We start from the raw sequence: 15,751 nt of genomic DNA on the forward strand, positions 1-15,751 counted from the left end.
CGCACGCCCCGCGGAAAGCGAGCAGCCTGGAACGGAAATCAACAGCTTACAGACTTCTTGGACAGCCCCTTTGTTTTTCTGAATCGAAACGAGAGAGCACCCGGGCAGTATTCATACCGGGTGCTTTTTTCATTCTTATTGATGCTGTCCTATTTTCCGTCGACAGAGGTTGTCATCGGCTCCCGTTCTTTTCCGGTTTTTAGATCAATGACTTTTGCAGCGTCGTTTGGCGTTCCAACTTTCTTGCTATCAGGTGCTTTTTTGTGGTTCTCGACCCAGTCTACAAGGAGATCAAACGATTGATAGACGTAAGGAAGAAGCGGCTGCAGCTCCTTTTTAGCATCTGTGGCACTGTTCCAAACCAAACTGTCCACATGATTTCCCTTCTCGATGGTATACAGCCGGTGAAGCTTGCCCCGGCCTTTCTTTTTGATGAGCTTGTCATATGGATCAGCATGGACAGACGGGAAGATGAGAGAATCCCATGAACCAGTCAGGCTGATCAGCGGCACGTTGATTTCACCTGTATTTTCAATGCCTTCTACGTTTTTTTTCACTTGTTCCGGGCGGGAGTTATAATCATAGCCTTGAAAAATGGAATCATAGGTGCGGTCGCGGACACCGTTCGTGAAGTTTAAGTAGTTTCTCCAGTCGAGACGGTTTGGAGCGGATGGATCCAGTTCATCTCTGTATATATTTAATGTTACAAACCAGTATACCTGGTCATGGTAGCTCCAAAGATTTTCTGATCCCTTCGGAAGGCCGGCTTTATATAACTCCTCGCGGGCGGCTTTTTGTTCTGCAGGAGTACCATACAGCGCTTTTTCTGCATGGTTGACAACAGGGGTGAGAGACGTGATCAGATTGGGATCATGAGCTCTCCATAATACACCTTCCCAATCGATGCCTCCGTCAAATAAAGGAGGATGCCCTGTTTTTTTCATGCCGTCATGCTCCAGCGCATAGCGGACGACATAGCCTCCATTGGATATGCCGACCGCATACGTCGGTACCCTGTGATGAGGGGTGATCAGTTTACTTGCGGGATTTTTTCTGTCGTTTCTCTTGATAAGCTGATCAGAATAGTGTTTAACGAGATAGTTTTGAGCGGCGATGGTTACTTGCCGGAACCTTTGGTGCCATTCGGGAATGCTGTCATCCTCACTGGCAAGAGCATTTTTCACTTTGGCAAAAGGATCATTAGGATCGGCTGTCCCTTGAGTCCCTTTATCAATGGCTGCAAATGCATATCCTTTAGCCAGCATAAAGTCACTGAAGAGAAGGTCTGTTGAGGTTTCATTTCGAGTAGCAGGGATACCGGAAACAACCAGCTTGCCGTTCCAATCATCTGGTACCCTGATCACAAAATGGGCATCATCAAAAATGCCGTTTACCTGAGTGCCGGTAATTTCGGCCGGCTGATACAGCTTGTTCCAGCCTGTTCCCTTTGACTTATCTCCCCAATTGTATGGAGCAAGACCAAGGTTTCCATAGACCGTTGCGGCTTCATACTGCTTCGGATTTTTCGTTGTCATCCAATTCCCGTTTTTTCCGTCAAAAATAGTTTCGGTGACACCGTGGGCACCTTTAAAATCAACTGGCTGCCTGGAACCCTTAGCAGCATGAACCTCTGATAGACTTGAAAAAAGCAATAGAGATGCAGCAGCTGTAATCCCAATCCATTTCCGTCTCACATCAATTCCTCCATTCTAAATAGAGAAGAGCCCTCCAGGATCACAGGTGGGCTCTTCTCGTTGTTGATTTCTATTTTTCTCTCACTGATTTTTATTGAGCGGTGTATCCGCCGTCGATCACAACCGCCTGGCCAGTAACTCCTCCAGCCTTATCGCTTGCGAGGAAGATCGCATAATCAGAAATCTCCGTAACTGAAAGCAAACGTTTTTGGGGAACGAGAGGATAGATGACCTCTTCCAGTACTTTTTCAAGTTCTACATTTCGGGTGCGTGCCAAGTCTGAAAGCTGGTTCCTTACAAGCGGCGTATCCACGTAGCCAGGGCAGATGGCATTTACAGTAACTCCATGCTCTGCACCTTCAAGGGCGGCTACTTTCGTCAGACCGATCACGCCGTGTTTGGCACTGTTATAGGCAGCTTTTCCGGCAAAACCGACAAGCCCATTGATGGATGCCATATTGATGATGCGTCCGAAGCCTTGTTTTTTCATGATCGGAAACGCGTGTTTCGTCGCCATGAACGGCGCAGTCAGCATCACTTTGATCAGTTGCTCAAATTTCTCAGTCGGGAAATCTTCAAGGGGTGATACATGCTGCAGGCCGGCGTTGTTGATGACGACATCCAGTCTTCCAAATTCGTGAACGGTCTCATCCATCGCCCGTTTGAGCGCTTCTTCATCACTGACATCACAGGCTGTTCCTATAGCGTGATAGCCTTTATCTCTAAGTGACGAAGCAGCATCCTTGGCTTTTTCTTCATTTAAATCACAAATGCCCACCTTTGCCCCTTCCTTGGCAAAATCCATCGCGATCTCAAGTCCAATTCCGCTTGCAGCTCCTGTAATAAATGCGACTTTATCCTGTACTAAGCTTCCCATACCATTTTCTCCTTTTACATGTTGATGTAAGAATAAGCTGTGAAGAAATGTCTAGCTCCAACACCCAAGGCTGAAAACGTGTTTCTTGTTTTCGGGTGCTTGCGCTTTTCTTTTAAACGATGCCGAAAAGATAATAAAGGGCGATTACAAAAAATACAGCAATTGTTTTAATGGCAGTCATCGCAAAAATATCAATATAGGACTGCTTATGTGTTAATCCGGTAACCGCCAGCAAGGTAATAACCGCTCCGTTATGAGGAAGTGTATCCATGCCTCCGCTTGCCATGGAAGCTACTCTGTGAAGCACTTCAGGATCAATTCCGAGCTTATCGGCCTGGGCGACATATTTGTCCCCCATCGTTGCCAGGGCAATACTCAAACCGCCGGAAGCCGAACCAGTAATACCAGCCAGGGCCGTTGTTGTTACAGCTTCGTTAACAAGCGGGTCCTGAATTGTTTCAGCCATGCCTTTATTGACAGAGGCAAAACCAGGGAGTGCAGCAATTACTCCGCCGAATCCATATTCGGAAGCGGTATTGAGTGTAGCGAGCAGGGCTCCGCCGATTGAAATATTGATGCCGGCGTTGAAATTTGATTTTACTTGTCTGAAAGCAAACAAGAGAACCGTTACAATTCCGATGACAAGTGCGCCTTCTACTGCCCAGACCGCCGCAAGCTTTGGAATTTCAACCGGCGGCACATCCTTCATGCCGATTTTTGTGAAATCAAAAACGGTGCCGTAATACTTTGGAATCATGTTTGTAAATACTTTATTGAAAATACCGACGAGAAGAAGGGGAAGAATGGCAATAAAAGCATTTGGCAGCACTTCATCCGGAATTTGTTCCGGCTCGTTAATATGGCCTGTTCCATAGCCCTCTCCAGCTCTTGCTGCTTTTCTTCTTCTCCATTCTAAATAGGTCATACCAATCGCAAGAACAAATAGACCACCGATCAATCCCAGCCAAGGTGCAGCCCACGTATCCGTTTTAAAAAACGGGGTAGGGATGATGTTCTGAATCTGAGGTGTTCCAGGGAAAGCATCCATTGTAAAGGTGAACGCGCCAAGTGCGATCGTTCCAGGAATGAGGCGTTTTGGAATATCCGCAGCCTTGAACAATTCAGAAGCAAACGGATAGAGTGCAAAAGCTACTACGAACAGGGAGACGCCGCCGTAGGTAAGGATGGCGCCGACTAGGACAATAGCCAGCATTGCTCTGCTCGGCCCGATTAATTTGATGACTGCTCTTGTTATGGATTTTGCAAAGCCTGACATTTCTATGACTTTACCGAAAATCGCTCCAAGTAAGAAGACCGGGAAATATAGTTTAATAAATCCGACCATCTTTTCCATGAACACTCCCGAGAAGAACGGAAGTACATGGCCTGGATCTGTTAAAAGCACCGCGAACAGTGCCGCGATCGGTGCAAATAAAATGACGCTGAAGCCACGGTACGCGACAAACATGAGGAAAAATAAAGCCAATAAAATAATAATGATATCCACTAGGTAACCCCCCTATAGTGTTTCTGACCTGAATGCCACACTCTGTTTTTTGCAAGGCTGTTTTCGCAACCTTTGTTGCTATTGAGCTGGTGATCTCCGTTTCAGGATGCTCGCTTTCCGCGGCGCACGCGCCTGCGTGTCTCACCTGTCACGCTTCCTCCGCAGGACAAGGAAGGCTTCGGCAGCGTTATATCGCACGAAGAAAATGTGAAATTCATTTTCGAGGAGTCTCGCACCTTGCACTCCTCTCAACTTGTCAATGAAGTTTCTTTACAAAAATGTTCCCCAGGCAACAATCTTTTAGAAAAGAGCATTTTGCAAAACGGTTGAAGGAACTGCATCACTCCTTTCATACTGCAGAAAATCAGTAGGCTTCCAGCTTAATATTCTTTGAAACTGAAAGCTTAGGCTCAGTGCATTCCTGGATGTCCTCCACGGAAAAGCCTTGTGCGACTTCTACAAGCTCCAAACCGTTCTCGGTTACGTCCATAACGGCTCGTTCTGTGATGATCCGGTTAACGACGCCACACCCGGTTAACGGGAGAGTGCATTCATTTAAAATCTTGCTTTTCCCGTCTTTGCTGACATGGTCCATGATGACGATTATCTTTTTTGCTCCGTGGACAAGATCCATTGCGCCGCCCATGCCTTTTATCATTTTTCCGGGAATCATCCAGTTCGCGAGGTCACCGTTTCCGGAAACTTCCATGCCTCCAAGGATGGCAATATCAATATGCCCGCCCCGGATCATCCCGAAGGATTCTGCACTGTCAAAATAAGACGCTCCTTCGATGGCAGTGACCGTTTCTTTCCCGGCGTTGATTAAATCAGGATCAACATTCGCTTCATCAGGATAAGGTCCGATTCCCAAAAGTCCATTCTCAGACTGCAGAACGACACTTTTATCCGCCGAGATGTAATTGGCAACAAGGGTAGGCATTCCGATTCCGAGGTTCACATAGTAACCGCTTTCAATTTCCTGTTCAGCACGTTTTGCGATCTTTTCTCTAATCGCTTTCTTATCCATTACATTCGTACCCATTCATATCCTCCGTTCCGGTTAATTGGCAACTGTTAACCTTTCAATTCTTTTTTCCTGTGAACCGACAATAAGGGACTGGACATAGATGCCGGGAGTGTGGATGGCATCCGCCTCCAAAAATCCTGTTTCATTAAGCTCTTCTATTTCTGCGATCGTCACCTTGCCTGCTGCAGCCATCATAGGATTAAAGTTTCTCGCTGTTTTGTGGTAGATCAGGTTACCCATTCTGTCGGCTTTGGCCGCACGAACGAGGCTGAAGTCTGCCTGAAGTCCAGTTTCCAGCATGTATTCTTTCCCGCCGAAAGATCGGATTTCTCTGCCTTCAGCAAGTGGAGTACCCACTCCAGCAGGGGTATAAAACGCAGGGATGCCAGCACCGCCGGCTCGAATCCTTTCTGCCAATGTGCCTTGCGGGAGCAGTTCGACTTCAATTTCACCTGATAAAACTTGCCGCTCAAATTCTTTGTTCTCTCCTACATAAGAACCTACCATCTTCTTTATCTGTTTATTTTTCAAAAGCAGGCCAAGTCCCCAATCATCCACCCCGCAGTTATTGGAGATGACTGTTAAATCTTTTGTCCCTTTCTCAACAAGGGCAAGAATCAGATTTTCAGGGATACCAACCAGTCCGAAGCCGCCTACCATGAGTACGGAACCGTCCTGAATGTCCTTTACGGCTTCTTGAAATGAAGATATTACAGGTTTCAAAAGCATTCACTCCTTTTTTCTGCTCTGTTTTCTATCTTGCAAGTTCCGTGCCAAAACGAAGAAATTAAAGCGCTATCAGACTTTTGAGATTTTTATGAATATTTCAAGAAGATTATATTCCGAAATTCCGGAAAGGAAAGAGGACGAATGGCATGAAAGTCCATGTATGTTAAGAATGGATCGAATTCCGGAAAAACGGAAATGATTCCGAATTTCCGGAAAAACTCCGTCATAAACTTTAACTATCCATTAACTTTATTAATGGTTTTCCAGAGCTTGGACAATGAGGAACTGATATGGTCGATGATTTTGTCCGTTTTAAAATAATAGAGGTGGGAGAGGGGCGACCAAGAAGCAAAAAGATTTCCTGTGTTCACTTCAATGTCTTTTGTCACCGACCGGCTGTATTCCTCATTTAATGTTTTTAAAGGAAATGCAATAACGTCATCCTGATCATAAAAATTAACCCATTCTCCTTGAACATGGCTGTAATGCTTTTTTAAATGAGGCGATGGGACGCGGATGGGACTGTCAAAATCTGAATATCTTAACGTCCATAAAGGCATGGGAGTCCCCATCATATAAAAGCTGGCTAGGGTTTCACCGTTTTCCAGAGGATTATTTGACTTTAAGCTTTTGATGCTGTCAGGTATTTTTTCCGGGATAAATTGAAGGTCATAAAAATAATTGCTCGCTATAACCGTGCCAAGGCTGTGAGAGACGACAGAAAGCGGAGTTTGATCTCCTGTTTTGTTCCGCAGTGTATGTAAGCCTTTCGCAACGGTTTCATGAACTCTTTCATAGTTTGGATTTAAATGCGAGGATGAAGCGGGAGCTGGCTGATAAGCGATAGCATCGCCGAAAAAGCGAATGACAAACTGACGAAGAGGGGCATAATTCAGCGAAATCTTCTTATTCATCGAAGTCCATAAATCTTCTTCCCTTTCATTGAATACGCCACCCCAAAAAACAGGGACCATTTCAATTTGCGTTTCAGGTGCATGATGAAAGGAAGCAATTTTTTGTCCGAAGCTATGTTTTAATGAATTCATAAAATCATCGGCGTACGTTTCATCCTGGTTGCCGATTCCGTGAAGGATCAGAACTCCTACTTTAACTGACATGACTTCACTTCCTTTGATGTTTTGATGAGTGATTAGGGCTTGGTTTTACTATGACAAAAACCTTTACAAAAAGAAAGAAAATTCTATGTTGTCAAAATAATCGAAATGTCTTATGATGAGTATAGAACTAAATTTAAAAAGTAGTCATTTATTTTTTACCCTAAAAATGAATGAGTGTTCATTCAATAGCTGAAGGAGGAAATAAGATGGCCATAACCATTCAAAAGGCTGCTGTTTTGGGGTCTGGAGTGATGGGAGCAGGAATCGCTGCACATCTCGCGAATGTAGGAATCCCTACTTTGCTTCTGGATATGGTGCCGAGAGAGTTGTCAGAGGCTGAAAAGGCAAAAGGCATTACGGAAGACAGCCTCCAGTTCCGCAACAGACTCACCATACAGGCAAAGGAAAGAATGCTTAAACAAAAACCAGCACCTCTGGCGGTAAAAGAGAATCTTGATTTAATTTCAGTCGGCAACTTTACAGATGACTTATCCAAGCTGAATGATGTGGACTGGATCATTGAGGTCGTTGTTGAACGGCTGGATGTAAAGCGACAGATTTTTGAACAAGTGGAACAATTCCGCAAGAAAGGTTCAATTATTAGCTCTAACACATCAGGTATTTCCATCCATGCGATGGCAGCGGATCGTTCTGACGATTTTAAAGCACATTTCCTAGGCACGCATTTCTTTAATCCGCCGCGATACTTAAAACTGTTGGAAATCATCCCAACAAAGGATACCAGCCCTGAGATCGTTTCTTTTATGAAGGAATTTGGGGAGAACATACTTGGAAAAGGCGTAGTCGTAGCAAAAGATACACCGAACTTCATCGCCAACAGGATTGGAACATACGGCCTGATGGTTACGGTTCAGGAAATGATGAAACAGGGGTACAGCGTAGGGGAGATTGATTCTGTGACAGGCCCGCTGATCGGCCGCCCGAAAAGTGCGACCTTCAGGACCCTTGACGTAGTAGGATTGGATACCTTCCTCCACGTGGCAAGAAACGTATATGACCAAGTCGAAGGAAAAGAAAAAGAAGTGTTTGATGTTCCTCCATTCTTGAACGAAATGGTGGAAAAAGGGTGGATGGGAAGCAAATCCGGCCAAGGCTTCTATTTAAAACAGAAGAGCAAGCAGGGAGCAGAGATCCTTGAACTGGATCCTGCTACACTGGAATACAAGCCGCGCCAAAAACTGAAGACCGCCACCACAGAACAGGCAAAACAATTGAAGACAACAGAGCAAAAAGTGAAAGCGCTTTTATATAGTAAAGACCGTGCAGGAGAGATGCTTTGGTCGATCGTTAAACCGGTATTGATCTACTCTGCTGAAAAAGCGTATGAAATCGCGGATGATATTGTTGCCATCGATAATGCGATGAAATGGGGCTTCGGATGGGAGCACGGACCGTTTGAGATCTGGGATGCCATCGGAGTGAAAGAATCCGTTAAACGCATGACGGATGAAGGAGAGACTGTACCATCCTGGATTCATGAGTTTGTTGAAAGCGGAAACAATTCTTTCTACCAGACAGAGCAGGGTGAAGTTTCGTTCTACCATAACGGTGACTATAGAAGAGTCAATGAAAACAAAAAGACGATTCACCTTTCATTGCTGAAAAACAAAGGAAACCTGATCACAAAGAACAACGGTGCGAGTCTGATCGACATGGGGGACGGGGTAGCCTGTTTAGAATTTACGTCTCCAAACAACGCCATGGGCCCTGATATCATCATGATGATCCATAAAGCGCTGGAAGAAGTAGAAAGAAATTACGAAGGGCTTGTCATCGGAAACCAGGGGAAAAACTTCTGCGTCGGTGCCAACCTGATGCTAATTTTAATGGAAGCACAAGATGACAATTTTTATGAGCTGGATATGATGGTCCGCCAGTTCCAGAATACGATGGGCATGGTGCGCTACAGTAAAAAACCGGTCGTCACCGCAAACTTTGGCATGAGCCTTGGCGGAGGAGTGGAAGTTTCTCTTCCTGCAGCTGAGATGCAAATGTCGTCTGAAACATATATGGGCCTTGTAGAAGTAGGTGTCGGGTTAATCCCTGGCGGAGGCGGAAACAAAGAATTGCTGCTTCGCCAGGTGGAACGTCTGCCTAAAGGTGCAAAATTGGATCTCCAAGGTGTTGTTAACCAAGTGTTTGAAACCATTGCGATGGCCAAGGTTTCTACTTCAGCACAAGAAGCTGAAAAGCTTGGATTTTTAAGGCCGCAGGATGGAATCTCTGTTAACAGCGATCATCTTCTGTATGATGCCAAACAGCGCGTGCTTTCATTGGCGAAGCAGGGGTACCAGCCGCCGAAACACAAAAAGATACCGGTTGTTGGTGAAGCAGGTTATGCGACACTTTCACTCGGTGCTGAAACGATGAGATTTGGGGGCTACGTCTCCGAGCATGATCTGAAAATAGCTAAAAAACTCGCCTTCGTCCTGTCAGGCGGAAGAGTCCCTGAAGGAACACTGGTCGATGAACAATATTTATTGGATCTCGAACGGGAAGCTTTCCTGAGTCTTGCGGGTGAGCCAAAATCCCAAGCAAGAATGCAGTATATGCTGACTAAAGGTAAACCGCTTCGCAACTAAAAGGAGGGGAAACAATGCTGAAAGAAGCTGTAATCGTAGCAGGAGCAAGAACACCGATAGGCAAAGCAAAAAAAGGATCATTCGCTCAAATGCGTTCAGATGAACTCGCAGCGATCACCGTAAAAGAAACACTGCGGCGCGCTGGCGGCTATGACGGCCCGATTGACGATCTCATCATGGGATGTGCCATTCCAGAGGCAGAACAGGGCATGAACATGGCAAGATTGATCGGGGCGAGAGCAGGCCTCCCGGATACCATTCCGGCGATCACCGTTAACCGGTTCTGTTCCTCAGGACTTCAAAGTATTGCTTATGGCGCTGAGAAAATTATGCTCGGTCATGCGCAGGCTGTTTTAGCCGGCGGAGCGGAATCCATGAGTTTGCTGCCGATGGAAGGCCATGTCATCAAACCGAATCCTCACCTGGTTGAAACAGTTCCTCAATATTACATGGGGATGGGATTCACAGCCGAGGAAGTGGCAAAGCGATTTGGTGTAACGAGGGAAGATCAGGATGCCTTTGCGGTTCGAAGCCATCAAAATGCTGCACGAGCCATTAAAGAAGGCAGATTCAAGGATGAAATCGTACCTGTCTCCGTCACAAGACGATGGCTTGGGGAAGACAACAAGCTAAAAGAAAAAGAGTTCATGGTTGATACGGACGAGGGCGTTCGTGCTGATACCTCATTAGAAGGCCTTGCTCGCCTGCGCCCTGCATTTTCCATTAATGGTTCTGTAACAGCAGGCAACGCATCACAAACGAGTGATGGGGCTGCGACCGTTCTTGTGATGGACCGTGAGAAAGCAGAAGCAGAAGGCTTGACGCCGCTGCTGAAGTTCAGAAGCTTTGCCGTGGCGGGTGTACCGCCTGAAATCATGGGGATCGGTCCTGTCGCTGCTGTTCCTAAAGCGTTAAAACTTGCGGGACTTGAAGTATCCGATATCGGCTTGTTCGAGCTCAATGAAGCGTTCGCCTCACAGGCTGTGCAAGTGATTCGTGAGCTGGGTCTTCCGGAAGACAGAGTCAATGTCAACGGAGGAGGAATCGCTCTCGGCCATCCGCTTGGATGCTCCGGAGCAAAGCTTACTCTCACGCTTCTTCACGAAATGAAGCGAAGAGGAGAGCAGTTTGGTGTCGTAACCATGTGTATCGGCGGCGGAATGGGCGCTGCTGGCGTATTCGAATTAGTAGGCTAATCCAATACAGGAGGGTATAAACATGTCTAACACAATGGAAAAGGTTTTTAAAGGCGGAAGCTTTTTAGTGGAAGATATTCAGGCAGAGGACCTCTTTACACCAGAGGATTTTTCAGAAGAACACCTCATGATCGCCAAAACAACTGAGGATTATGTGGGTAAAGAAGTTGTTCCGCAGCTTGATAAGCTCGAGAACCATGAGTTCGATATTTCCAGGAAGCTCCTGACGAAAGCGGGAGAGCTGGGTCTTCTTGGTGCTGATGTTCCTGAAGAATACGGCGGCCTTGGACTTGATAAAATTTCTTCTTCCTTAATTACTGAGAAATTTGCACGCGGACGCGGCTTTTCAATCAGCTATGGTGCCCACGTCGGAATCGGTTCACTGCCGATTGTCCTCTTTGGTAACGAAGAACAGAAGAAAAAGTATCTGCCTGATCTGGCAGTAGGAGCAAAAATTGCAGCTTATGCACTCACTGAGCCAGGATCTGGTTCCGATGCTCTAGGTGCCAAAACTACGGCGAGGCTGAACGCTGAAGGCACACATTATGTGCTGAACGGAGAAAAGCAATGGATCACAAACTCCGCTTTTGCCGATGTTTTTGTCGTGTATGCGAAAATTGATGGAGAACAATTCTCTGCGTTTATCGTAGAAAGGGATTATCCGGGCGTTTCCACAGGGCCGGAAGAAAAGAAAATGGGTATCAAATCTTCATCCACCCGAACGCTTATTTTAGAAGACGTTCACGTGCCGAAAGAAAATCTTCTTGGTGAGCCGGGAAGAGGGCATGTGATCGCGTTTAACATTTTGAACATCGGACGCTATAAGCTTGCGATCGGATGCGTGGGTGCTGCGAAACGCGGAATCGAAGTTTCTGCGAAGTATGCGAACGAGCGCTCTCAATTCAAACGCAAAATCAGTTCCTTTAGCCTGATTCAGGAAAAGATCGCTAACATGGCGCTTCAAACATATGCGTCAGAAAGCTCGGTTTACCGGACAGTCGGTTTGTTTGAGACACGTCTCGGCAGCCTGAGTGAAGAAGCTCAAAAGGATGGACTGCAAATCGGAAAAGCCATTGCTGAATATGCGATTGAATGCTCAATAAACAAGTTCTTCGCCTCTGAAGTGCTGGATTATGTAGCTGACGAAGCTGTCCAGATTCATGGCGGATATGGCTTCATGAGTGAATATGAAGTCGAGGGAATGTACCGAGATGCCCGTATTAATCGTATTTTTGAAGGAACAAACGAGATCAACCGCTTATTGGTGCCAGGCACCCTCGTCCGTAAAGCGATGAAAGGTGAGCTTCCTCTAATCGAGAAAGCGACCGCGCTTCAGAATGAGCTCATGATGATGATGCCACAGGAAGTAGGAACGGAGCCGCTTGAGCAGGAGAAATATCTTGTAAGCATGGCGAAAAAGGTCATCCTGATGGTAGCTGGTCTCGCAGTTCAGAAGTTTGGACCAAAGCTTGAAAACGAGCAAGAGCTGCTTGCCAACATGGCGGATTTGGTCAGTGAAGTGTACGCGATGGAATCTGTCGTTCTTCGTACGGAAAAAGCGATCAACAGAACAAGTCTTGAAAGAAACACGCAAAAAGTGCTTATGACAGAAGTGTTCTGTCAGGAAGCTTTCAACCGCATCGAAGCACATGCGAAGGAATCCATTATCGGAGTGGAAGAAGGGGACACTTTGCGCATGATGCTGTCCGCACTGCGTAAGCTTACCCGCCACACACCGATCAACGTGATCAAGAAGAAACGTGAAATTGCTGCTGTTGTTTTGGAAGAAGAACGCTACGTTATCTAAATTTATTCTAATAATGCCTTATCTTGAAACATACTCTCTCAATTTGGCTCCGGTGATTCACCGGAGCACTTTTTTTATTTAATACGGTGCCAGGCACCGAAATTACACAAGTGTCAAAAAGCAGTGCCAGGCACCGAGATAAGTGATTAATTTCCCTTTACCTGGCTAGACTATTTTGTGTTACTATGGAATGGAAGGAGTGAGAAATTGCATGAGTATAACCTTTTATCAATACCCAAAATGCGGAACATGCCAAAAGGCTAAAAAGTGGCTGGATTCCCATGATGTTGAGCTTGAATCCGTACATATCGTTGAAAACCCTCCTTCTAAAGAGGAAATCAAAAAGCTGGTAGAAAAGAGCGGCCTTGATATCAAAAAGTTCTTTAATACGAGCGGGATGAAATACAGGGAGCTTGGCTTGAAGGACAAGGTGAAAACAGCTTCCGAAGATGAGCTGCTGAATCTTTTGGCTTCTGACGGCATGCTGCTGAAACGCCCGATCACTACAGATGGAAACAAGGTAACAGTCGGCTTTAACGAAGGTGCATATAACGAAACTTGGAGTAAGTGATGTAATTAGTTGCTTAACTATAATAAATTTAATATTATAGTTATTATAAATAACAAGAAAAGCTGGAGGGATACAAATGAATTTTCCAAAAGAATTGCGTTATTCAGAAGAACACGAATGGGTAAAAGTTGAAGATGGAAATAAGGTAAGAATCGGTATTACTGACTTTGCACAGGATGAACTGGGTGATATCGTATTTGTAGAGCTTCCAGAAGTGGGCGATGAAATTAAAGCGGACGAGCCTTTTGGCAGTGTTGAATCTGTTAAAACAGTCTCTGAACTTTATGCTCCAATCTCTGGCAAGGTGGTTGAAATCAACGAAGATCTTGATGACAGCCCTGAGCTTGTAAACGAATCTGCTTATGAAAAAGCTTGGATGATCGTTGTTGAGGCATCTGATCTTTCTGAGACAGAAAACCTAATGACAGCTGAACAATATGAGGAAATGACAAAAGAAGACTAATCCCTTATTTTAAGTATTTTTGATGAGTACTCAGCTTCTTTCCGGAGACAATACTTCTATGGAAGGAAGTGAGTGTTCATTGGGTTCAAAAAACTCAGGATCTAAATCGGACATTACGTCAAAAGTGTATGGAAAAATGGATACAGGTTACATGTCCCTGTTCCATGATAACCAGAAAATAGGCCGCGTCATCTTTTCCGATCAAGGAAATCAGTATGAAATGGCTGAAGGCTTTGAATTTGATGCTGACAAAATTTATAAAAAAGACAACAGTTCTGCAGAACATCCCCAAAGTTACGTACAGGGATGCGATGAGGGCTGGTGTTAGTTAGAAAAGTGTAAAAAAGGGCAAACCCTCAGGGCTTGTCCTTTTTGCAATTTTATATATTAATCGCTGCTGCGGCTGTTACCGCCTTTTTTGCCGATTTCTCTGTAAAAATCTTTGTTATGGCTGTCGGAAGTAGCTTCTCCGCCCTTTTTACCGATCTCCTGATAAAAATCCTTATCATGGCTATCAGCCGTCGACTTACCGCCTTTTTTGCCAATATCTTGATAGAAGTCTTTATCATGGCTGGATGCAGTTGATACTCCGCCTTTTTGACCGATTTCCTGGTAGAAGTTTTGATCGTGGCTTTTAGAAGTAGCATTTCCGCCCTTTTTGCCGATTTCCTGATAAAAATCTTTGCCACGGGTTTTAGACGTTTTTTGACCGCCCATGCGCCCTGCTTCTTCTCTGCTCATTCCGTCTCGGTTGTCATTATTCTTAGCCATTTCAAAATTCCTCCTTATATATGGTAAATAGTGTGTTCCCAACAGCTATTCACTTTGTGCTGTTGGACTTAGAGAAACAATATCCCCTTTTCGCATTGGTTAAACAGCTTTAATCGAAGTTGGTACGAAACTCCTTATTAAGTTGGCTGCTTGTAGGAAAATGGGTTACATATACATAAATAGTTGTCTGATTTATTAACAATCAATGGAGGATTCTAATAAAATAAAGGGTATTATAGTAAGTAAGAAAAAAATATCAATCGCATTAATACTCGTTCTTTAGCAGATATAGGAGAGATGATTGATGAATAACAACTTGGACAAAGTGATTATCGTTGAAGGGAAATCAGACAAAGAAAAACTGTTCTCCATTTTAAATGAGCCTGTTGAGATCATCTGTACCAATGGCACAATGGGGCTTTCCCGGCTTGAGGAACTTGCAATACAAATTGAAAACCGAGATGTCTATATACTGGTCGATGCGGACGAAGCTGGAGCAAAATTAAGAAAAATGCTTCAGCGGGAGCTTCCAAATGCAGAACATCTTTATATTCATAAAATGTACCGAGAAGTGGCAAAAACACCGCTCATGTATCTTGCCAATATTCTGCTTGGCGCTCGTTTCACCGTAAATAAAGAATGCCTGGGATAAGGAAAGCAAAATTGAACCGAAAGAAATCCTCTTTGAGGAGGATTTCTTAAGTTTGTATTTTACGTACTGTTATAAGCACGGTTGTTGACAGCACCTCTTAGATCCGGGATATTCAATTACATAGAGAAAAAATGGATCCGTAAAAAACTGCAATTGGAGAGAGATATGAGGGATTTAACTAATATAGAAATTCATAATTTTATTAAAGGTTCAACAGAGGAGCCAGCAGCTCTTTATATCCAGACACCGCTTTGCGGAACGTGTAAGATGGGAAGGCGGATGCTCGACATCACATTGGAAGCAATAAGCCAGTCAGAAACGTCTGAACCTAAAATCGGTGCTTGCAACCTAAATGCGATGCCGGAGCTTGCTGAAAAGTACAGCATCACCAGTGTCCCTTGCCTGCTTTTTTTAAACAGGGGCATTGCCGTAAAGAAGATTTATGCCATGCAATCTGTTGATTTTTTGTATCAAAACGTAAAAAAGTACCTGTAAAAGACACGGATTGTGTCTTTTTTTGTTTTTAGGGGGTATTTTTTAAATGTAATACATGGTTTATGTGGTAAAATAAAGAAGAAATGTGTAATAAATTTTACAGAACGATTCAGGTGCAACAAAATGAAACGATATCTCCAAACAGCAGTAATAGCAAGCAAGTTACCGCTTCCGAACGATTTATGGGTCAAGACTGCAAAAATTATCCTTTTCAGGAACGTGACAAAAACATTACAATTGT

Annotated in this window: 15 protein-coding genes; 8 read left to right on the forward strand and 7 right to left on the reverse strand. The window is 44.7% G+C overall.

What is annotated here, in order from left to right; genetic code table 11:
- Window positions 1–149: 149 nt before the first annotated feature.
- The 6 genes from P4361_RS02510 to P4361_RS02535 all read right to left on the reverse strand — a co-directional run bounded on the left by P4361_RS02510 (window position 150) and on the right by P4361_RS02535 (window position 6,952).
- The gene (locus P4361_RS02510) at window positions 150–1,694 is read right to left on the reverse strand and encodes an alpha/beta hydrolase (RefSeq protein ID WP_328088215.1); all 1,545 of its coding nucleotides are present in this window, start codon (window positions 1,692–1,694) and stop codon (window positions 150–152) included.
- Window positions 1,695–1,785: 91 nt separating this feature from the next.
- Window positions 1,786–2,571 carry a 3-hydroxybutyrate dehydrogenase gene (locus P4361_RS02515; protein WP_328088216.1) on the reverse strand — a complete coding sequence of 262 codons (786 nt, stop codon included), beginning with the start codon at window positions 2,569–2,571 and terminating at the stop codon, window positions 1,786–1,788.
- 112 nt (window positions 2,572–2,683) lie between these two features.
- The gene (locus P4361_RS02520) at window positions 2,684–4,078 is read right to left on the reverse strand and encodes a GntP family permease (protein ID WP_328088217.1); all 1,395 of its coding nucleotides are present in this window, start codon (window positions 4,076–4,078) and stop codon (window positions 2,684–2,686) included.
- Window positions 4,079–4,442: 364 nt separating this feature from the next.
- Window positions 4,443–5,120, reverse strand: coding sequence for a CoA transferase subunit B (locus P4361_RS02525; RefSeq protein ID WP_328088218.1), 678 nt, complete (start codon window positions 5,118–5,120; stop codon window positions 4,443–4,445).
- Between the two features lie 18 nt (window positions 5,121–5,138).
- Complete coding sequence (locus tag P4361_RS02530; RefSeq protein WP_256224394.1) at window positions 5,139–5,828, reverse strand: CoA transferase subunit A; 690 nt, start codon at window positions 5,826–5,828, stop codon at window positions 5,139–5,141.
- 242 nt (window positions 5,829–6,070) lie between these two features.
- A complete protein-coding gene (locus P4361_RS02535; protein WP_091003283.1) occupies window positions 6,071–6,952 on the reverse strand; it encodes a hypothetical protein in 882 nt (293 codons plus the stop codon).
- Between the two features lie 206 nt (window positions 6,953–7,158).
- On the opposite strand from P4361_RS02535, the gene P4361_RS02540 reads away from it, so the two are divergent.
- The 6 genes from P4361_RS02540 to P4361_RS02565 all read left to right on the forward strand — a co-directional run bounded on the left by P4361_RS02540 (window position 7,159) and on the right by P4361_RS02565 (window position 13,920).
- Entirely contained in the window at window positions 7,159–9,555 is a 2,397-nt protein-coding gene (locus P4361_RS02540) for a 3-hydroxyacyl-CoA dehydrogenase/enoyl-CoA hydratase family protein (RefSeq protein WP_328088220.1), read from the forward strand.
- 17 nt (window positions 9,556–9,572) lie between these two features.
- Window positions 9,573–10,751: an acetyl-CoA C-acetyltransferase gene (locus P4361_RS02545; RefSeq protein WP_062236897.1), complete on the forward strand. Its 1,179-nt coding sequence runs from the start codon at window positions 9,573–9,575 to the stop codon at window positions 10,749–10,751.
- A gap of 22 nt (window positions 10,752–10,773) precedes the next feature.
- The gene (locus P4361_RS02550; protein WP_062233074.1) at window positions 10,774–12,558 is read left to right on the forward strand and encodes an acyl-CoA dehydrogenase family protein; all 1,785 of its coding nucleotides are present in this window, start codon (window positions 10,774–10,776) and stop codon (window positions 12,556–12,558) included.
- 211 nt (window positions 12,559–12,769) lie between these two features.
- Window positions 12,770–13,129, forward strand: a complete 360-nt coding sequence (locus P4361_RS02555) for an arsenate reductase family protein (RefSeq protein ID WP_328088223.1) — start codon at window positions 12,770–12,772, stop codon at window positions 13,127–13,129.
- A gap of 76 nt (window positions 13,130–13,205) precedes the next feature.
- Entirely contained in the window at window positions 13,206–13,592 is a 387-nt protein-coding gene (gcvH, locus tag P4361_RS02560; protein WP_053357260.1) for a glycine cleavage system protein GcvH, read from the forward strand.
- Window positions 13,593–13,650: 58 nt separating this feature from the next.
- Window positions 13,651–13,920, forward strand: coding sequence for a YusG family protein (locus tag P4361_RS02565; protein ID WP_328088225.1), 270 nt, complete (start codon window positions 13,651–13,653; stop codon window positions 13,918–13,920).
- Window positions 13,921–13,979: 59 nt separating this feature from the next.
- Here the strand turns inward: P4361_RS02565 and P4361_RS02570 are convergent, their stop codons facing one another.
- Complete coding sequence (locus P4361_RS02570; protein WP_062233086.1) at window positions 13,980–14,363, reverse strand: KGG domain-containing protein; 384 nt, start codon at window positions 14,361–14,363, stop codon at window positions 13,980–13,982.
- A 304-nt stretch (window positions 14,364–14,667) separates the two neighbouring features.
- On the opposite strand from P4361_RS02570, the gene P4361_RS02575 reads away from it, so the two are divergent.
- A complete protein-coding gene (locus tag P4361_RS02575; protein ID WP_062233090.1) occupies window positions 14,668–15,015 on the forward strand; it encodes a toprim domain-containing protein in 348 nt (115 codons plus the stop codon).
- 165 nt (window positions 15,016–15,180) lie between these two features.
- The gene (locus P4361_RS02580; RefSeq protein WP_053357264.1) at window positions 15,181–15,510 is read left to right on the forward strand and encodes a thioredoxin family protein; all 330 of its coding nucleotides are present in this window, start codon (window positions 15,181–15,183) and stop codon (window positions 15,508–15,510) included.
- The last annotated feature ends 241 nt before the right edge of the window (window positions 15,511–15,751 follow it).

This window comes from Fictibacillus sp. B-59209, assembly GCF_036216745.1.
Taxonomy (GTDB): Bacteria; Bacillota; Bacilli; order Bacillales; family Fictibacillaceae; genus Fictibacillus_C; species Fictibacillus_C marinisediminis.